Origin of the sequence: Brachybacterium alimentarium (assembly GCF_002332425.1) — a bacterium.
Taxonomy (GTDB): Bacteria; Actinomycetota; Actinomycetes; order Actinomycetales; family Dermabacteraceae; genus Brachybacterium; species Brachybacterium alimentarium.
Genome location: NZ_NRGS01000008.1, coordinates 1 through 19399, shown reverse-complemented (window position 1 = coordinate 19399; position 19399 = coordinate 1). Strand labels below are relative to the sequence as shown.

Annotated in this window: 18 protein-coding genes; 6 read left to right on the top strand and 12 right to left on the bottom strand. The window is 69.5% G+C overall.

Annotated features, from left to right (window positions below; translation table 11 throughout):
- Positions 1-59 precede the first annotated feature (59 nt).
- A complete protein-coding gene (locus CIK71_RS06860; RefSeq protein WP_096164454.1) occupies positions 60-941 on the top strand; it encodes an SDR family oxidoreductase in 882 nt (293 codons plus the stop codon).
- Between the two features lie 209 nt (positions 942-1150).
- Here CIK71_RS06860 and betC read toward each other — a convergent pair whose 3' ends face one another.
- From betC to CIK71_RS06830, 6 genes are all read right to left on the bottom strand, one after another.
- Entirely contained in the window at positions 1151-2713 is a 1563-nt protein-coding gene (betC, locus tag CIK71_RS06855; protein WP_096164453.1) for a choline-sulfatase, read from the bottom strand.
- Between the two features lie 82 nt (positions 2714-2795).
- Positions 2796-4799: a BCCT family transporter gene (locus tag CIK71_RS06850; protein ID WP_096164452.1), complete on the bottom strand. Its 2004-nt coding sequence runs from the start codon at positions 4797-4799 to the stop codon at positions 2796-2798.
- 250 nt (positions 4800-5049) lie between these two features.
- Entirely contained in the window at positions 5050-7050 is a 2001-nt protein-coding gene (locus CIK71_RS06845) for a TRAP transporter permease (protein ID WP_096164451.1), read from the bottom strand.
- Between the two features lies 1 nt (position 7051).
- Positions 7052-8044: a TAXI family TRAP transporter solute-binding subunit gene (locus CIK71_RS06840; protein ID WP_096164450.1), complete on the bottom strand. Its 993-nt coding sequence runs from the start codon at positions 8042-8044 to the stop codon at positions 7052-7054.
- Between the two features lie 224 nt (positions 8045-8268).
- Positions 8269-9936 carry an ABC-F family ATP-binding cassette domain-containing protein gene (locus CIK71_RS06835; RefSeq protein WP_096164449.1) on the bottom strand — a complete coding sequence of 556 codons (1668 nt, stop codon included), beginning with the start codon at positions 9934-9936 and terminating at the stop codon, positions 8269-8271.
- A 62-nt stretch (positions 9937-9998) separates the two neighbouring features.
- Positions 9999-10313 carry a 4a-hydroxytetrahydrobiopterin dehydratase gene (locus CIK71_RS06830; protein ID WP_096164448.1) on the bottom strand — a complete coding sequence of 105 codons (315 nt, stop codon included), beginning with the start codon at positions 10311-10313 and terminating at the stop codon, positions 9999-10001.
- 212 nt (positions 10314-10525) lie between these two features.
- On the opposite strand from CIK71_RS06830, the gene CIK71_RS18160 reads away from it, so the two are divergent.
- The 4 genes from CIK71_RS18160 (at position 10526) to CIK71_RS06815 (ending at position 12557) form a co-directional block, all read left to right on the top strand.
- On the top strand, positions 10526-10648 hold the full coding sequence (locus CIK71_RS18160) for a hypothetical protein (protein WP_257007929.1): 123 nt from the start codon (positions 10526-10528) through the stop codon (positions 10646-10648).
- Between the two features lie 79 nt (positions 10649-10727).
- Positions 10728-11303, top strand: coding sequence for a 1-acyl-sn-glycerol-3-phosphate acyltransferase (locus tag CIK71_RS06825; RefSeq protein WP_096164447.1), 576 nt, complete (start codon positions 10728-10730; stop codon positions 11301-11303).
- 30 nt (positions 11304-11333) lie between these two features.
- Positions 11334-11774 carry an alternative ribosome rescue aminoacyl-tRNA hydrolase ArfB gene (gene arfB / locus CIK71_RS06820; protein ID WP_096164446.1) on the top strand — a complete coding sequence of 147 codons (441 nt, stop codon included), beginning with the start codon at positions 11334-11336 and terminating at the stop codon, positions 11772-11774.
- A gap of 21 nt (positions 11775-11795) precedes the next feature.
- Positions 11796-12557 (top strand): helix-turn-helix transcriptional regulator, encoded by a 762-nt coding sequence (locus CIK71_RS06815; RefSeq protein WP_245857362.1) that lies wholly within the window; start codon positions 11796-11798, stop codon positions 12555-12557.
- 4 nt (positions 12558-12561) lie between these two features.
- Here the strand turns inward: CIK71_RS06815 and CIK71_RS17680 are convergent, their stop codons facing one another.
- Positions 12562-12720 (bottom strand): hypothetical protein, encoded by a 159-nt coding sequence (locus CIK71_RS17680; protein ID WP_176485574.1) that lies wholly within the window; start codon positions 12718-12720, stop codon positions 12562-12564.
- 83 nt (positions 12721-12803) lie between these two features.
- Here CIK71_RS17680 and CIK71_RS06810 point away from each other — a divergent pair, with 83 nt between their 5' ends.
- Entirely contained in the window at positions 12804-13601 is a 798-nt protein-coding gene (locus CIK71_RS06810; protein WP_096164445.1) for a VOC family protein, read from the top strand.
- Positions 13602-13697: 96 nt separating this feature from the next.
- On the opposite strand, the gene CIK71_RS06805 is transcribed toward CIK71_RS06810, so the two are convergent.
- The 5 genes from CIK71_RS06805 to CIK71_RS06785 form a co-directional block, all read right to left on the bottom strand.
- The gene (locus CIK71_RS06805; protein WP_241964076.1) at positions 13698-14654 is read right to left on the bottom strand and encodes an ABC transporter permease; all 957 of its coding nucleotides are present in this window, start codon (positions 14652-14654) and stop codon (positions 13698-13700) included.
- Complete coding sequence (locus tag CIK71_RS06800; RefSeq protein ID WP_096164444.1) at positions 14654-15589, bottom strand: ABC transporter permease; 936 nt, start codon at positions 15587-15589, stop codon at positions 14654-14656. Before CIK71_RS06800 ends, CIK71_RS06805 begins: the two co-directional genes overlap by 1 nt.
- A complete protein-coding gene (locus CIK71_RS06795) occupies positions 15586-16725 on the bottom strand; it encodes an ABC transporter ATP-binding protein (RefSeq protein WP_096164443.1) in 1140 nt (379 codons plus the stop codon). The genes CIK71_RS06800 and CIK71_RS06795 overlap by 4 nt, the downstream gene beginning before the upstream one ends.
- Before the next feature lie 49 nt (positions 16726-16774).
- Positions 16775-18007: an extracellular solute-binding protein gene (locus CIK71_RS06790; RefSeq protein ID WP_096164442.1), complete on the bottom strand. Its 1233-nt coding sequence runs from the start codon at positions 18005-18007 to the stop codon at positions 16775-16777.
- Between the two features lie 80 nt (positions 18008-18087).
- Complete coding sequence (locus CIK71_RS06785; RefSeq protein WP_096164441.1) at positions 18088-19086, bottom strand: LacI family DNA-binding transcriptional regulator; 999 nt, start codon at positions 19084-19086, stop codon at positions 18088-18090.
- Positions 19087-19399 lie beyond the last annotated feature (313 nt).

Here is a 19399-nt window from a genome sequence, read left to right as displayed (position 1 = left end):
CCTCGAGGGTGAGGCGTCCCACCATCGTGACGCCGTTCGGGAGCACGAGGGGGAGCATCATGCCCGGCCATGAGGGACGGACCTACGTCGTCACCGGAGCCGATTCCGGCATCGGCGAGCACACGGCGCGAACGCTCGAGGAGCAGGGCGGCCGCGTGCTCCGCTGCGGCCTCGGCGCCGAGATGGACGTGCGGGCGAACCTCGGCACCGAGAGCGGCCGCGATCTGCTCATGAAGGAGATCGCCGCTCGCGCGCCGGGCGGTCTGGACGGTCTGGCCCTGGTGGCCGGACTGACCGAGGCCTCGGCCGACGCCGTGCACGTGAACTACTTCGGCACCCTCTCCGTGCTCGCCGGGCTGCGGCCCCTGCTGCGGTTGAAGGAGCAGCCCCGGGTCGTGATCGTCTCCTCCGCGGCCTCGCTCTCCGCCGGGGACGACGACGTCATCACCGCGTGCCTGCGCGGCGACGAGGAAGCTGCGGGCGCCGCCGCCGAGCGCGCTGTGGCCGCCGGGCGCGGCGGGATGCTGTACCGGTCCTCGAAGATCGCGCTGAACCGGTGGGTGCGGCAGTCCGCGACCGCCGAGGAGTGGGCCGGGACCGGCGTGGTCCTGAACGTCGTCGCGCCCGGAGTGGTCGAGACCGACACCGCTCGGGACGAGCTGCTCGCCGCGCCGGACGAGGTGCGGATGCTCAGCGCCGCGCTCCCCCAGCCCCTCGGGTTCCCCGGCCCCGTGCAGGCCGTCGCCGACGCGATCAGCTGGATGATCAGCGCCGAGAACTCGTTCATGGCCGGACAGATCGTCTTCATCGACGGCGGGGCCGATGCCGCGCTGCGCTCGGACAAGCCCTACTCCGACGGGGTCCGCTACGGACCGGCCGCGATGTCGAGGATGCTCTTCTGGGCGCTCAGGGCACGCGTGGCCTCCTGGCGCCGCGACTGAGCTGTCCCCGGCGCCGGCGCGGAGCGGTGATCCGACGTCGATCGGTCCTGCGGCGCCGACGCGGAGCGGTGATCCGACGTGGACCGGTCTCCCGGCCCCGACGCAGACGGCGGCCGGTCTCCGGACCTCGGTGGGACGACAGCGGGGCCGGGGCGGCCATCCGGTCCCGGACGGTTACCTCGGCCCCGCTGTCGTCCACTCGTTCCTGGTCAGCGCCCGGCGGTGCGGATCTGCCCGTAGCCGAGAGCTCCCCAGAAGTCGCCGCGGACGTACCGCTGCTCGGGGTCCGGCTCGTAGTCCCAGGGACGCGAGCGGCCGTTCTGGAGGGCTTGTGCGACCAGACGGCGTCGCGCCTGGCTCGCCAGGACCTTCTCCTCGAGGGCGTCGAGGTCGTACTGCGCCCCGACCGCTGCGCGCAGGTCCGCCACGAGCTCGGCCTGGTCGGGATCGGCCGTGATGCTGCGGAGCTCGTGAGGATCGGTGTCCAGGTCGAACAGCTGATCAGGGTCCCCGGGGCAGACCACGAACTTGTGTCGGCCGCGCACCAGCGTCAGCTGCGGGCGCAGCGTGCCCTCGGCGAGGTATTCGATGATCACGTCGCGGTCCGCCGGACCGGTGGTGCCGCTGCGCTCACGGCGGGCCGACTCGAGCAGGGAGAGTCCCTGCCGTGCGGGGGCGGTCGCCTCGGCCGCCGCGGAGGTGGCGCCGTCGGCCCCGCCGAGCTCGAGCAGCGTGGGCATGAGGTCCAGCAGCGAGACCGGGTTCGCGTAGCGGCCGGCCGGCACGAGGTCCTCGGGTCCGTGGATGATCAGGGGCACCCGCGAGGATTCCTCGTAGGGCGACATCTTGAACCACAGCCCCTTCTCGCCGAGCATGTCGCCGTGGTCGCTGGTGACCACGACGACCGTGTCCTCCCAGAGGCCCAGGCTCTCCAGACGCTCCCGGATCCGACCGATGTGGTCGTCGATGTAGCTGACCGCGGCGTAATAGGAGCGCCGGGCCCGGCGCACCTCCTCGTCGCTGGTCTCGCGCTGGTCGAAGCCGCTCATCGCGCGCAGCCGGTGGCTGTGCGGGTCCTGCGCGGGATCGGGGGCCTCCGGGTGCCGCGGGGCGGGGATGTCCACGTCCGCGAAGCGGTCCCAGTGCTCCTGCGGCGGCTCGTAGGGGTCGTGCGGGTGGATGAAGCTGGTGACCATCAGGAACGGCACCCGCTCCCCCGCCGCCTGGTCGGCGCGCACCCGGTCGTTCAGATGACGCAGCGCGCGGAAGCCCACCTCGTCGTCGAAATCGAGCTGGACTGTGGCCTGGGAGACGCCGGCGGTGTGGACCGCATCGGCATCGTGGTACCACTGCAGCCGGTCGCCGAGGTCCCGCTGCCAGTCCGGGACCATGTCCATGTCCGCCGGGTAGACGTCAGTGGTCAGGCGCTGCTCGAATCCGTGGTGCTGGTCCGGGCCGATGAAGTGCATCCGCCCCACCAGCGCCGTGTGATAGCCGACGGCGCGCAGATGATGGGCGAACGTGGGGATCGACGCGGCGAAGTCGGAACCGTTGTCGTAGCAGTCGATGTCCGAGGGCATGCGCCCCGTCATCATCGAGGCGCGCGAGGGCGCGCACAGCGGAGTGTTGCAGTAGGCGCGATCGAAGACGGCGGCGTCGGCCGCCAGTTCGTCGATGTGCGGGGTGCGAGCGGCGGTGTCGCCGTACGCGCCCAGCGCCTGGGCGGCCATCTGATCAGCCTGGATGACGACGATATTCGGTCTCGTGGTCACGGTTCCTCCTTCATGGTCGATGCGGTCGACGCAGTCGGTGCGGCGCGGCGGTGCCCGTCTCCATCCTGCTGCGGGGACCGGTTCATTCCTTCAGCGGGGACGCGGGCGATGCGCCGTCGTCGGACGACGGCTCGTCGTGCTCGTCGTGCTCGTCCGAGGCGACCGTCTCGATCTCCCCGGTCTCGGGCCTCCACCCGTCGGCCCATTCCCCGGTCGCGAAGTCGAAGCCGACCGGTTCGCCCTCCTCATCGGTGCGCTGGTACCAGTCGGTGTAGTCCTCATGGGTGGAGTCGACATCCGCGCCTGCGCCCTCGCCGGGCTTGGCACGGATCACCTGCAGGCTGAAGTCGTCGTCGAAGCGATCCACCCCGTCGACGACGGCGTTGCTCACCACCACTTCCGCGTACTGCTGGCGCAGGGTCAGCGGATCGGTGCGCAGCTCGCGGACCCAGGCGATGATGATCAGCAGCATCACCAGGGCGAAGGGCACGGCGGTGATGATCACCAGCGACTGCAGCCCCTCCAGGGCGCTCTCGTCGCCCAGCAGCAGCATGACCACGGCGATCCCGCCCATGACCAGGCCCCAGAAGACGACGACGAGCTTGGGCGGGTTCTGGCTGCCGCGCGTGGTGAGGATGCCCATCACCACGGAGGCGGAGTCCGCGGCGGTGATGAAGAAGATCGCGAGGATGATCATGATCAGCACCGGGAGCGCGCCGGACAGCGGCAGGTTCTCCACCATCGAGAACAGCACCTGTGCCGGATTCACCGAGTCCAGCTCCCCGAGCTTGCCCTCGCGGTACATCGAGATCGCGGTGCCGCCCATGATCCCGTAGGCCACGAACAGCAGGGAGGACGGGATGCCGATGACGCCGAGCAGGAACTGGCGGATGGTCCTGCCTCGGGAGATGCGGGCGATGAAGATGCCCACGAAGGGCGACCAGGAGATCCACCAGGCCCAGTAATAGACGGTCCAGGTGGACTGGAAGTCCAGCGTGTCCGAGCCCCAGGAGGCCGAGCGCGCCATCATCGCGAACAGCGATCCGGCGTACTCCATGACGGCCGACGGCAGCAGGTTCAGCAGGAACAGGGTCGGCCCCAGGATGAACAGCATCCCGGCGAAGCCGATCGTGAGGACGATGTTGATATTCGACAGGTAGCGGATCCCGCGCGAGACGCCGGAGACGGCAGAGATCACGAAGCCGGCCGAGAGCACGCCGATGATCAGGATCATCACGGTGTTGGTCAGCTCCGAGGCGCCGGAGACGATCACCACGCCCTCGCCGATCTGCAGCACGGCGATCCCGAGGGCCGCGGCGGTGCCGAAGAGGGTCGCGATGATCGCGAAGATGTCCACCAGCTGACCCGCCCAGCCCTCGGTGAGCTTCTTGCCGAACAGCCGCTCGAAGATCGAGGACATCAGCAGGGTACGGCCACGCCGGTAGGCGGCGTAGGCGACAGCGCCTCCCACCAGGGCATACATCGCCCAGGCGTGGAAACCCCAGTGGTAATAGGTCTGGGCGAGCGCCATGTGCATCGCCTCGACCGTCTCGGGGTCGTTCGTCAGCGGCGGCGGGGTCAGGAAGTAGGTCAGCGGCTCCGAGGGCCCCCAGAACATCACGCCGATGCCGAGGCCGGCGGCGAACAGCATCGCCACCCACGAGAAGGTGGAGAACTCGGGCTTCTCGCCGTCCTTGCCCAGCGGGATCTTCCCGTAGCGGGAGAAGGCCAGGATCAGCAGGGCGACCAGCACCACCGTGGCGACGGCGTTGAACAGCCAGCCCAGGTGCGTCATCGTCCAGGCATAGGCGATGTCGGCGACCTCGCCGACCCCCGCCGGGTCGACGATGCCCCAGATCACGAACGCGACCGTGAGCACGCCGGCCACGCCGAACACGACCTTGTCCACGCTGTAGCGGCGACGCTGCTCATCGATGGCGATACCCGGCACCAGGGCCGGGTGGATGTCATGGGGGTACTGGGGCCGCGAGTAGTCGATGCTCGCCAGCGGATGGCCTGCAGGCCGTTCGGCCCGCTCCTTCCGCACCGTGCTCCGTCGGCCGACATCCTGCTCGTCATCGCTCATCGCGACGCAACTCCGTTCGCTCGGGGACTGGGCAGGCTGAGGCAGCGGCCCGCGCCGCCCCTACGACGAAGGGCACGGCCGTGAAGACGTCTGCCAGGTACAACCTGTGTTCTCACTGTATACAGCGTGGGATTTTCGTCCAGACGGCCCGACGCCCGGGGCGTCGGAGGGTGCTCAATGCCTCTCTTGGTGCCTCTCCCGGTGCCTCACTCGCTCCCCCGATGCCGCATACGGCGAGGGCTCCGGACGCTCAGGCGATGGCTGTCTCCGCCGTCCCGGGGCCGTCTGCGCCGCGGCGGCGCCTGATCACCTGCAGCACCACCACGACCACCGCGAGGACCAGGCCGACAGCGGAGACCGGTATCGAGGGGTACACCATCAGCACGCCGCCGGCGATCAGCAGCACCCGTTCCACGGTTCCGGCTCTCGTGACCAGGAACCCGGCGAGACCGCCGGCGATCGCCGCCATTCCGAGGATTACCGTCACCAGTGCCGGGATCAGCTCCGCGACCGTTCCTTCGAGCAGGAGGGACGGTTCCAGGACGAACACGAACGGGATCAGGAAGCCGGCGATGGCTAACCTGAGGGCCGTGACGCCCGTGCGCAGCGGATTCGACTTCGCGATCCCGGAGCCCGCGTACGCCGCCAGGCACACCGGCGGGGTGATGTCCGCGAGGATGCCGAAGAAGAAGACGAACATGTGCGCGGAGATCAGCGGGACGTCGAAGTTGTTGTAGAGGATCGGCGCGGCGACGGTGGCCGTGACCACGTAGTTGGCCGTCGTCGGCAGTCCCATTCCCAGCACCAGGCTGGCCAGCATGGTGAAGAACAGCACCAGCAGGAAGTTGCCCTGGGCGAGGTCGATGACGCTGTTGCCGAGGCGACCGCCCAGGCCGGTTCCGGTGACCGTGCCGGCGACGATGCCCGCCGTGGCGCAGGCCGCGATCACCGGCAGCGCGGTGCGTGCGGCCGCCTCCAGGGTCTTCACGATCCCCGCGAAGGACATCCGGGTCGACTTCCGCGCGAAGCTCAGCACGAAGGCGACGCCCACGCCCCAGAGCGCAGCACGCGCCGGCGAGAAGCCGGACAGCATCATGTAGACGATGACGATCAACGGGAGGATCAGGTCGATCCTCTTGAGCAGGGACTTCCACGTCGGCAGCTGCGCGAGCGGGAGCCCTTTGATGCCTGACCGCTTGGCCTCGAAGTGCACCGACAGGAAGACGCCGAGGAAGTACAGCAGGGCCGGGATGATCGCGATGATGATGATCTCGCTGTACGGGATCCCGGTGTACTCGGCCATGATGAACGCGGCGGCGCCCATGATCGGCGGCATGATCTGGCCGCCGGTGGACGCGGTCGCCTCCGTCGCCGCGGCGAAGTGCGGGCGGAACCCGGCCTTCTTCATGATCGGGATAGTGAACGAGCCCGAGGCCACGGTGTTGGCCACCGAGGAGCCCGAGATCATGCCCTGCAGCCCGCTGGCCGCGACGGCCGCCTTCGCCGGTCCACCGGTGAAGCGGCCGGTGGCGCGGAACGCCAGATCGTTGAAGAACACCCCGATGTTCGTGTGGATCAGCACCACGGCGAACAGCAGGAACAGGAAGATGAAGGTCGAGGAGACCTGGATCGGCGTGCCGAAGATGCCGGAGCGGGCGGTGAAGAACGTGCCGACGGCGAAGTTCTCCCACGACTGCCCGACGATCAGGGTCGAATAGCCTATCGCCGCCAGCGCGATGAGCACGATCGGCACCCCGACGCAGCGCCTCGTCGCCTCCAGCACCAGCACGATCCCGAGGGTCGCGACGATGTAGTCGAGCTGGCTGAAGCCCAGGATCTGCACCATGTTGCTCGTCAGGTGCGTGTACTGGACGACGATGTACAGGTTCACCGCGAGGGCGGCGACCGCCAGGATCGCGTCGTACCAGGGCACTCCTCGCCGTTCGAGGGAGAGACGCTTGCTGGCCGGGTACAGCAGGAAGATGATCGAAGTGGCCCCGGCCAGGTGGACCGCGCCCTGGATCAGCGAGGGGCGCGATCCGAAGATCCCGGTGTAGAGATGGAAGAGCGTCAGCGCGACGGACAGACCGCCGACGATCCAGGCCCAGACCCCGAGGTGGGTGCGGAACCGGCTGGAGGAGTCGTGCTCGCGCAGCACCTCCTGCGCACGCTCCTCCGCCTCGGCCGTGGCGACCTCGTCGACCTCCAGCTCCGAGGACCCCGGTGCGTGCTCGTGGTCTGCGGAGGTCATGTCAGATGAGCCCCTGTTCCTTGTAGTACTTCTCGGCGCCCGGGTGCAGCGGGACATCGCCCTGACCCGAGAGGGCGAAGTCGTGGGTGATCAGGTCTCCCTGCGGCAGGGTGATCTGATCGGCGTGCTCGAAGGTGGCCGCCGTGAGGTCATAGCCCAGCTCGGGGCTGACCTGCGAGGTGGAGGCGACCAGGGTCGCCGCCACGGACAGAGTGATGACCGGCTCCTCGAGGAAGTCGTAGGAATCGGGCTCGATCGTGTAGGCGTCGAACGAGGTCTCGCCGGCCACCTCATCCGCCTTCTCCTGGTCCATGGAGATCAGAGTGACCTCGTTGGTCGCGGCGAGGTCGCCGAGCGAGCCGGTCGGGGTCCCGACCACGAAGATCGAGGCGTCGATGTTGTTGTCGCGCAGAAGGTCCAGCGAGCTGGCGAAGTCCTGCTCGAAGGGCTCGTAGTCGCCTTCCTCGATGCCGTAGGCGGCGAGGATGGCGTCAGAGGCGGCGCGGGTGCCGGAACCGACGTCGCCGACGGCGATCCGCTTGCCCTTGAGATCCTCCGGGCTCTCGAATCCGCTGCTCGCCAGCGCGACGATGTGCGCGGCCTCGGGGTAGAGGGCAGCGATCCAGCCGACGTTGTCCACCTTCGCGCCCTCGAACTCGCCGGTCCCGGTGACCGCGGTCTGGGCGGTGTCGCTCTGGACGATCCCGAGCTGCCACTCGCCCTGGAAGATCTTGCCGATGTTCTCCACCGAGGCCCCGCTGTCGGTGTAATTCACCGTCACGCCATCGATGCTGTCCTCGTAGATAGTGGCGTACTCGCCGCCCAGCGGGTAGTACACGCCCCCAGTGCCACCGGTGCCGAAGGTCAGGTCGGTGACGAAGTCTTCCTCGTCCCCTCCTGCGGAACCTCCCGAGTCCTCGCTCCCGCAGGCGGCGAGCAGTCCGAGCGCCGCGACCGGGCCCAGCGTGGCGAATGTCCGTCGTCCGATCCTCATGGGTCTTCTCCTCAGTGAGTACGCGCAGCGACGAGGATGTGACCGGACCTATCGGCGACGTCGTCGACGGGTCCCGACCGCCTCGTCAGGGATGTTCGATCACATCACAGATCACGCACCGAGCGCTCCGGTTTCCACACGGTCACGTCATAACGTTTTGGACTCTTTCCCCAGGGCACGATGGGTTCGGCGGACGACGACGGCCGAGAGATCCCACCGGCGCCTCAGACCTCGCGCACCTGACCGTCCTCCACCCGCCACCGTCGATCCGTCCGGACCGTGGCGAGCATGCGCCGGTCATGGGTCACCAGCAGCAGTGTGCCGCTGTACGCCTGAAGTGCCTGCTCAAGCTGCTCGATGGCGGGGAGGTCCAGGTGGTTGGTCGGCTCGTCGAGCACCAGCAGGTTCACGCCCCGGCCCTGCAGCAGCGCGAGGGCCGCGCGGGTCTGCTCCCCCGGGCTGAGCTCGTCGACCGGGCGCCCGACGTGATCCGCGCGCAGTCCGAACTTCGCCAGCAGGGTGCGCACCTCCGAGGGCGACATCTCCGGGACCTGCGCCTCGAAGGCCGCGGTCAACGGACGGGACCCGGCGAGCAGCGAGCGCGCCTGATCGATCTCACCGATCTGCACCCCGGCTCCGAGGCGCGCTGAGCCGTCGTCCGGCGCACGGTGGCCCAGCAGGGCGCGCAGCAGCGTGGACTTCCCGGCCCCGTTCGGGCCCGTGATCCCGATCCTGTCCCCCGCGTCGACCTGCAGGGAGACCGGGCCGAGGGTGAAATCTCCCTGACGGATCACGGCACCGGAGAGCGTGGAGACGACCGATCCCGAGCGGGGTGCCGCCCCGATCGAGAACTCGAGCTGCCACTCCTTGCGCGGCTCCTCGACCTCCTCGAGCCGCGCGATCCGGCTCTCCATCTGCCGCACCTTCTGCGCCTGCTTCTCGCTGGATTCGGACTGCGCCCGGCGGCGGATCTTGTCATTGTCCGGAGCCTTCTTCATCGCGTTGCGCACGCCCTGGCTGGAGCATTCTCGCTGGGTGCGGGCGCGGGCGACGAGCCCTGCCTTCTTGTCGGCGAACTCCTCGTACTGCTCTCGCGCATGGCGGCGCAGCGTCGCCCGTTCCTCGAGATAGGACTCATAGCCGCCGCCGTAGACCTGGTTGCTGCTCTGGGCGAGGTCGAGCTCGAGCACCCGGGTGACGCAGCGGGCGAGGAACTCGCGGTCATGGCTGACCAGGACCGCTCCGCCGCGCAGCCCGCGCACGAACGCCTCGAGCCGTTCGAGGCCGTCGAGATCGAGGTCGTTGGTGGGTTCGTCCAGCAGCACGACGTCGAAGCGGGACAGCAGCAGGGCGGCCAGGCCCACGCGGGCGGCCTGCCCTCCCGAGAGCGTGGTCATCAGGGTCTGCTGGACGTCCTCGCGGCCCACCTCGAGCCCGAGGTCGGCGAGGACCGCCGGGGCCCGATCCTCGAGGTCCGCGGCGCCGCTGGCCAGCCAGCGGTCCAGCGCGGTCGCGTAGACGTCGGCAGGATCAGCGCCTCCCGGACCCGCGGCTTCCGTCTCTGCGAGCGCTGCGGCCGCGGCATCCATGTCGCGCGTGGCCTCGGCGCATCCGGTACGCCGGGCGATGTACTGGGCGACGCTCTCCCCGGGGACCCGCTCATGCTCCTGGGGGAGCCAGCCCACGAAAGCATCCGCCGGGGACAGGGAGACGGTCCCCTCCTGCGGTACGTCGACCCCCGCGAGCAGCCGCAGCAGCGTCGACTTCCCGGCGCCGTTCGCACCGACCACTCCGACGACGTCGGCGGGAGCGACGGTCAGGTCGAGGTGGTCGAAGAGGGTGCGGTGGCCGTACCCGCCGGCCAGGCCATGGGCCACGAGGGTTGCGGTCATACGGCGATTCTCCCACCACCGGGGTGCTCGCCCCGACCGCTGTCAGGGCATGATCGGCATGGTCAGGACTCGTCGGCGGAGACCCCGAGCGCTGCGGCATGCTCGGTGATGGTGCGCGCGAGGTCCACGTCCCGGCTGGTGATGCCGCCGACGTCGTGGCTGGTCAGCGTGATCGCGACGGAGGGGTAGGTGAGGGTGATGTCCGGATGGTGATCGGCGGCCTCCGCGGAGTCGCCGATCCGGTTCACGAACGTCAGGCCGGTCGCGAAGTCCCCGGTGGAGAACTGCGCGGTGATCGTGTCCTCGACCTGCTTCCAGCCGGTGAGCCCGGCGTCGGAGATCTCGGACGAGGTGAGGGGCTGCTTCGGATCCGTCATGACCCCATCGTGCTCCCGGAACCGTGGTGGGTCCACCCTTGCCCCGGTTCGCGTCGGACCGGGCGGTGCATCCATCACCTCGGCCCCGACCCACGTCAGCCCCAGCGCTGCGTACTCCCCGCCGGTCCGTCGGCCCCTTTCGCGGCTTCCATGACGAGCTGTTTGGTGCGCACCGCGTCGATTCCTGCGGCGGCGAAGGCCTCGCCGCCTCCGTGATGCTGCAGCAGAGCATCGATCTCGGGGGCTGCCTGCCCAATGCCCGGCCCACGGACGACGGCACCGCGACGAAAACCGGCGACGAGACGCCCGACGACGGCACCGAGCACCCGGCCTGACCGCTCGGCCGGTTCCTGGCGTCACGGCGAGCGCACCGACGATGACGCTCGAGCGGCCGCTGTGGCTTACATTGCACTCATGTGTCGCCGCCTCCTCGCTCGCGCGTTCTGGACGGTCAGCCGATGGCGGCTGGCGTCCGAGCCGGCGCCGTCCCGGCCCTCGGTGCTGGTCGGCGCCCCGCACACCTCGAACTGGGACTTCGTGTTCATGCTCGCCATCGCCTGGCGCCTGGGCATCACCTTCCGATGGCTCGGGAAGCACACCCTGTTCACGGGCTGGCGGAATCCGCTCATGCGCGCGCTGGGCGGCATCCCCGTGGACCGCGCCGATCCCAGCCGCGTCGTCACCGAGGTGGTGGACCGGATCCGCTCCGGGGAGTCCTTCTGCCTCGTCGTCACACCGGACGGCACCCGCCACGGGAACACGAGCTGGAAATCGGGCTTCTACCGCATCGCTCGGGCGACGGGGATGCCCGTGACCCTCGGCTTCGTGGATCGCACGACGATGACCACGGGCCTCGGCCCCACGTTCGCCCTCACCGGGGACATCAGCGCTGACATGGACCGCATCCGCGCCTTCTACTCCGACAAGAGCGGCCATCACCCCGAGCGCCGGGTCGAGCCCCGGCTGCGCGAGGAGTGCGAGGAGGACTGAGGTCCTCATGCCGTACGGCAGACTCGTCCTATGGAGGATCTGCAGGTGAGCCCTGGCCCCGGCGCACCGGGAGGCCTGATCGTGCCCACCGCCGAGCTACTCGAGCAGTTCTCGCATTCCTCTGGGCCCGGCGGGCAGGGCGTGAACACGACCGACTCCAAAGTGCAGCTGAGCCTCGATCTGGCGACCACCACGGCCCTGGACGACACCCAGCGCAACCGGGTGCTGGCCGCCCTGGCCCCGCGCCTGGCAGGCACGATGCTGATCATCAGCGCCGAGGAGCACCGCTCCCAGCGACGCAACCGGGTGGCCGCCCGCGAGCGGCTCGCCGCGCTCCTGCGCGAGGCGGTCGCCCCTCCCGTGGTGCGCAGGCCCACCAAGCCGACCCGGGGTTCCCAGCGTCGCCGCCTGGCCTCGAAGAAGCGTCGCTCCGAGACCAAGCAGAACCGTCGGCGCCCCGGGATCGACTGACCCTCTCGGTACACTCAGAGTGTGACCCCGCTCACTGCACCGGCGATGCCCGTGCCGCCCCCGACGGAGCCTGCACTGGCCTCCGCACTCGCGCTCGCCCGGGAGCGGCCCGCGGAGCTCAGCGTCAGCGATCTCGCCGACCACGCCGGATACAGCCCCTTCCACTTCTCGCGCCTGTTCACACGGCACGCCGGGATCGGGCCCGGCCAGTACCTCACCGCCCTCCGGATCGATACCGCGAAGCGCCTTCTGCTGACCGACGACGAGGCGGTGATCGAGGTGGCGACCGCCGTCGGGTTCACCTCGCTCTCCAGCTTCACCCGCCGCTTCCGGGAGACCGTCGGAGTGCCTCCGGCCCAGCTGCGCCGCCTCGCTGAGCGCATCAGCGACACACCTCCCCGGCCCTTCTCGCTGCTCCGGCCGGGGACCGGGACAGTGCATGCGGAGATCGAGCTCCCGCCCGCCTTCAGCCCGCGCGGCGATGCCTCGATCTGGGTGGGCTGGTATCCGCATCCGGCGCCGATCGGGCTGCCGCACTCGGGCACGCTGATCTCCGGCTCCTCCACGGTGCAGCTGCCGCTACGCCCGGGAGCGCCCTTCCTGCTGGGCTTCGCCGTGCCGATGCACGCCGATGCGTGGGACCAGCTGGCTCCCTCGGCCCCGATGGTCGCCGTCCACCCCCTGCCGCTCACGCAGCCCGAGCAGGTCACGCTGCGCTTCACACTCCCGGAGATGACCCGGCCGCCGCTGCTGACCGCGCTGCCGAGCCTCTGCAGGCGCTGAGCCGTCAGCGATGCACGCAGGCGTCAACGATGCAGAGAGCCGTCCGCGATGCATAGAGCTTGTCGAGCTGCACGAACGCATGACCCGACCACGCCAGCTCGTCACCACGCCGCCACGCCGCCACGCCGCCACGCCGGGCTCGAGGCTCGAGCAAGGTGCGCACGATCGGACAATCCTTCGCCGACGCCGGCTCCTAGCGTGGAGACAGCAGCCCGGGCCCGCGAGCCCACCATCTCAGGAGGAGACATGACCCGCACCACCGGCACCAGCACCTGGACCGATCTCAGCGTCACCGACCTGCCCGCCGCGAAGGCCTTCTACGCAGGCCTGTTCGACTGGGAGTTCGAGGACCTCGGCGAGGACTTCCACCATTACCACCTGATCCGCCGGGAGGGCGCGCTCGTCGGCGGCCTCATGGACGTCACCGGGATGACCTGCCCGGAGGGCAAGCCTCTCGAGGCCGAATGGGGTGTGTTCCTCGAGGTCGACGACGTCGACTCGCGCGCCCAGAAGGTGACCGCCGCCGGCGGGACCCTCGTGATGCCGCCGGACTCGCTCAGCGACTTCGGGAGGATGTGCGTCGCCCTCGATGCGACCGGGGCGGTCATCGGGCTGTGGCAGTCCGGAACGAATCAGGGCTTCGAGTTCACCGGCGGCCCCGGATCCCCCGTGTGGTTCGAGCTGATGACACACCAGTTCGACACGGCCGCTGCCTTCTACACCGAGGTGTTCGACGCGAACCTCGTACCCATGAGCGACCCCATGGAGGACACCTCGTTCCGGTACTGGACCAACGGCCCCGGGGAGCAGGCCAGCTGGGGACTGGGCGATGCGACCGGGGTGATGCCCGAGGCCGCCGCCGGCTGGCGCGTCTACTTCGGGGTCGAGGCCTCCGAGCCGGCTCTGGCGACGTTGGCCGAGCTCGGCGGCACCGTGCTCGACGGTCCGGTCGACTCCCCCTTCGGACGGATCGCGACCATCGCCGATCCGTGCGGAGCATCGTTCCAGATCAGCGCGATGAGCGAGGCCGTCCCGGAGGGCTGAACTCCGCGTCGACGCACGGCAGGGGCGCCCGGGCATCCGGGCGCCCCTGCCGTGCGTCAGCCGTCCCCGCAGCGCGTCAGTCGCCCCTGCCGTGCGTCAGTCGTCGTCCCCGGCGCTGACGCGCGCGACCAGCTGCGTCGGGTTCACGAAGCGCAGCGCGATGATCAGGGTGATCAGCATCATCGCGGTGTACAGGAACGCCATCGCCGAGACCAGCGGTCGCGGCTCCGAACCGCCGGCCGACGTCATCGCGCGGAAGATGGAGACCACGAGGGTGTCCGTTCCCGGTCCGGAGACCAGGTACGTCAGCTCGAACATCCCCACGGTGCGCACCAGCACCAGGATCGCCGCAGCGAGGATCCCGGGCACCAGGATCGGGCCCAGGATGCGCACGAACACGTGGCGCATCCGGGCTCCGCTCATGCGGGCGGCGTTCTCGATCGCCGGATTGATCTGCTCGATGAACGGGGTCATCGTGATGATCACGAACGGCACCGAGGGCACCAGGTTCACGAGGATCACGGCGAGCACCGTGCGGCCCAGCCCGAAGTTGTACATCACGGTCGCCAACGGGATGCCGAAGGTGATCGGCGGGATGATCACCGGCAGCAGGAACAGCGCCGTGACCGCCTTCTTGAAGGGGAACTGGCGCCGGGCGAGCGTGTAGGAGGCGGGCACCCCGATGAGGATCGACAGCGCCACCACCGAGATGGCGACGACCAGCGTGACCAGGATGACGTGGCCCAGCTCGAAGCGGGACCAGGCCTCCGAGTACCAGCCGGCCGTGAACTCCTCGGGCAGCCACTTGGCGAACCAGGCCGTGCCGAAGGAGTCGATGACGACGCTGATCAGGATGCCCAGCAGGAAGATCAGGAAGGCGGCGATGCCGGCCCACGCCACCCAGGTGCTGGGCTGCGCGGACAGCGCGCGGTCGCCGGGGATGCGGTCGGCCGCCGGATTCGGGGCCGGAGGGGTCGGCGCGGTGAGCGGTCCGACCTCGGTGGTGGTGGGTGCGTCCTCGTGCGGAGCGCTCTCCACGTTCTGCATGGTCATCAGCCCTTGCCCCCTGTCGAGCCCTTGTACAGGAATGAACGGCCCAGCAGCACGATCGCGACCACGGCCAGCTCGGCCAGGCCCATCATGATCGCGACGGTCGAGGCCATCGGATAGTCGAACTGCTCACCGAAGAAGCGGTACGCGACCACGGCGAGCACACGGGTGGATCCGCTCGGGTCGCCGACGAGCGTTGCCGAGGGGAAGATGCTGAAGGCGAGCACGAAGGTGAGGATGAACGTGGTCGCCAGTCCCGGCGCGAGCAGCGGCAGGGTGATGCGCAGGAATCGCTGCGCCCAGCCCGCCCCGAGCGCGCGGGCCGCCCGGTCCAGCGACGGGTCGATCCCCGAGAGGTACGACGAGATCAGCAGGAACGCGAAGGGGAATCCCGAGATGATCAGCGACAGCAGCACGCCGATGTAGTTGTGCACCAGCGTCAGCGGCTGATCGAGGATCCCGAGGTTCATCAGCGTGTGGTTCAACCAGCCCTGGCGGCCCGCGAAGATCAGCAGGCCCTGCGCGGTGAGCACCGTGCCCAGGGTGATCGGCAGGACCAGCAGCGTCGAGATCAGCTGCTTGCCCCGGAACTTCGGCTTGAGCTTGATCGCCAGCGGGATCGACACCAGCACGTTGAACAGCGCGGCGGGGATCGCCAGACGCGCCGTGAGCCACACCGATTCGACCGTGAACGCATCGCCGAAGAAGCGCACGTAATTCGCCAGGATCCCACCGCCCCAGGTGTCCACCGTGTCCTCGGTGGGCTGGAGCGTGAGCCCGAAGCCGTAGGCGAAGGGGTAGACGAACAGCGCCAGGATGAACACGATCGCCGGCACCATCAGCAGCAGCTGGGAGTCGATGCCGCGGTCGGCCAGACGGTGGCGCAGGCTGGCAGTGCCGCGGGTCTGCTTCGTGCCACCCACCGCCGAGGCGGTCATGCCGGCACCGCCGTGTCATGGGCGACGGTCGTCGCGGTGTCGAGATCCTCCTGATAGACCAGCGCCCGCGACGGATCGACGGTGAGCAGCACCTTCGTGCCCACCTCGGGAGCGTGGTCGGAGCGCACGTGCAGGGTGCGTCCTCCGGTGGTGCGCACCTCGACCGCGTAGTCACGCCCCTGGTACTCGACGATCTCGACGTCGGCGGCGATGGTGTTGACCGGGGAGGCCGCCGCGCTCTGCGAAGTCTGCACGACCAGGTCGGTGGGGCGCACGGCCAATCGCACCGTCTCCCCTGCCGCGGTGGGGTTCACCGCGGTGCCGACGAGCTCGAGGTCGTCGGCCCGGATCCGCACCCGGCCCTGTCCGTCGGCGTCCGAGGAGACCGTGGCCTCCAGCAGATTGCGGTATCCCATGAAGTCGGCGACGTGCCAGTTCGCTGGGTTGTCGTGCAGCTCCTGCGGGGTGCCGATCTGCTGGACGCGCCCCGCGCGCAGCACCACCAGGCGATCGGCCAGGGACAGCGCCTCCTCCTGGTCATGGGTGACGTAGACGGTGGTCAGACCCAGCGTCTGGTGCAGGCGCCGGATCTCGGTGCGCATCTCCAGCCGCAGCTTCGCGTCGAGGTTCGACAGCGGCTCGTCCATCAGCACCACGCGCGGCTCGATGACGACCGCGCGGGCGATCGCGACGCGCTGCTGCTGGCCGCCGGAGAGCTGGCCGGGAAGCTTCTTGGCCTGGTCCTCCAGGCGCACCAGGCGCAGTGCCTCGGCGACCCGGCGGGCGGTCTCGCTGCGAGAGACCCCACGCATCTGCAGACCGAACGCCACGTTCTTCTCCACGGTGAGGTGCGGGAACAGGGCGTAGCTCTGGAACACCATCCCGAAGTCGCGCTTCTCCGGGGGCAGCACGTCGACTCGCTGATCGCCGACGTGGATCGACCCGTCGGTGAGCGGGAGCAGCCCCGCCAGACAGTTCAGGGCGGTGGACTTGCCGCAGCCCGAGGGGCCCAGCAGGGCGATGAACTCGCCGCGCTGCACGGTCAGGTCGAAGCCCTGGAGGGCCGTGGTGCCCCCGAATCGCCTGCCCACGTTCTCGATGCGGATGGTGTCGAACTCTTCGGCTGACGTGGTCATCTCGTCGCGCCTCTCCTTCTGCGGTGGTCGTCCGGTCGCGGATGCGCGCTCAGCCCTGGCTGCCGACCTCGCGGTCCCAGAGGTCGAAGGCCTTGACCATGAGGTCCGGCTCGAGCGGGGTCTCCTGCGGGGCGGAGTCGATGAGCTCGTCGTACCAGTCGCGACCGAACTCCTCGACGACCTTCTGGCTCTCCTCGGGAGCGAGGTCGAGGGTGGCGCCCTCGACGGCGGGGCCGGGGTAGAAGTAGCCCTCGTCGTAGGCCATCGCGTTGTACTCGGGCTCGAGGATGCCGTTGAGCAGGTTGAGCAGGGCGGAGATCTTGTCCGCGCTCTGGCCGACCGGGATGACGGCGTAATGAGCGTCGGTGACCCAGGTGAACTCGTCGAACGCGGCGGCCTCGTACTCGGCGGGAAGCTGCCCGGTGGCCCGGGGGTTGATGTCCCAGCCGGTGGTCGTCGGGATCATGTTCCAGCTGCCGTCGGCCATGTTGGAGATGACCTGACCGGTGCCGCTGGGGTAGTTGTCGACGTACTGGCCGAGATCCTTGAGGTACTCCCAGGTCTTCTCCCAGCCGTTCTCGGGGTCCTTGGGATCCGAGTCGCCGAGGATGTACGGCAGCCCCATGAGGAAGGTGCGGCCGGGCCCGGAGTTCGCGGGGCGGGCGTAGCCGAACTCACCGGGGTGCTCCTTCGCCCAGGCCAGCAGGTCCTCGGGGGTGGTGGGGACCTCGTCGACCTTGTCGGGGTTGTACTGCAGCAGCGGACCCGACGGGTAGTAGGAGAGCACGATGCCGTAGCCGGAGGCGAGCTCCTGCATCGAGGCGGCGGCCTCGAGGTAGGTGTCCTGGTTGCCGAGGCGGTCCCCGTAGGAGTCGATCAGCGGGATCCACAGGTCCGAGCCGATCCCGGCGGACAGACCGTCGTTGCCGGTCAGGACCAGGTCGACCTCGAGACGGCCGCTGTCCACCTGCGGCTTGATCTGGCCCACGAGGGACGGGGCGTCGCCGGATTCGAAGTTCACCGAGGAGACGATCTCCGGATGGTCCTCGGCCCACTTCTCGATCATCGGACCGAGCTCCTTCTGGGCACCGGCCACGTCGAAGATGTTCAGCGCGACGGCCTCGGACGGGGTCTCGGGGATCTCCTCGTCCGGAGCGTCGTCGGACTCTCCCCCGCCGGAGCCGGGGGCGGAGCAGGCGGCCAGACCCGCGGCGGCGCCGACGGCGACGAGCCCGACGGTCGCGGTGCGACGGGTGAGGGTGGGGCGAAGGGTGGTGCGCATGACGGGTTCCTCCTGGTGATGTCCCGTCACTGAGGCGTGGCGGGAGCCGGATGCGCAGGCCGTGGCCGACGCGGGGATGGTCACCGGTCGACGACGACCGGTGCGACAGCGGTGGAATCCCGGACGATCAGCTCGGCCGGGAGGATCGGGGACGGGGCGGGCGCCCCGTCGTGCATGGTCGACAGCAGCAGGTCGACGGCGGTGCGCCCCATGCGCACACGCGGGACATCGACCGTGGTCAGGTGCGGGCGGACGTACGTCGCCGCGGACACGTTGTCGATCCCGGTGACGCTCATGTCCTCCGGGACCCGCACGCCGCGTTGCGCGAGCCGGTCGAGGATGCCCAGGGCGAGCAGATCGTTGAAGGCGACGATCGCGGTGACGCCGGCGGCGAGCGCCTGATCGGCGGCGCCCAGGCCGCCGCTGAGGTAGGGCTGGAAGGAGCCGAGGTCGATCAGCTCGACATCGCTCTCCTGCTCGGCGAAGCGATGGACCGCCTGCGCGCGACGGCGATGGGTCCAGGACTGCAGCGGGCCGCCCGCATACGCGATGCGGCGGTGGCCGAGCGCCTGCAGGTGCCGCAGCGAGGACGTCATGCCGCGGTCCTCGTCGAACATCACGCTGGGAACCCCGGTGACCTCGCGGTTCGCGGTGACGGTGGGCACGCGCCGCGCGACGTCGAGGATGTTCTCGTCGTCGCCGCGGGGCGAGCACAGGATCAGTCCGTCCACACCGGAGGCGATCGACTCGAGCATCGTGCGCTCGAGCATGCCGTCCTCCTCGATGTCGCTGACCACCACAAGCATCCCGGCGGATCGGGCGCGGGCCTGCACGCCCTTGGCGATCAGGCCGAAGAAGGGGTTCTCGAGATCGGGGACGACGAGGCCGAGCATCCCGGGGCGGGCCCTGTCGGTGCTCGGACCGAGCGCCGGCCGGTACCGGAGATCGCGGGCGATGGCGAGCACGTGCTCACGGGTCCCGGAGGCGACCAGCTCGGGATGCGCCATCGTGCGGGAGACCGTCGAGATGGAGACCTCTGCCGCGGCGGCGACATCGCGGATCGTGGTGCTGCTGCGCATGCTCGCCCACCTCGCACTCGATCGCCGGTATCGGCCTCGGTGCCGATGACCATAGAGTGCAGTCGTTTCATCGTGGTGTCAATCACATTCACGCATCGGTTCTCGCAGCGCTCGCCGCGCCGCCGTTCCTGCAGGTCAGTCCTCGCCTTCTGGATCGAGAACGCACAGATCACTCCTGAAACACGTTTCATTCGCGGACGACCAGGAGCCTGGAGGAGACGACGCCGGACACGACGAATCCGGCTCTTCGCAGATGAGGGTGTAGCGGTCGGTGGCGGGGTGGGCGCGTCGGTGCGGGGATAGACGTCGAGGT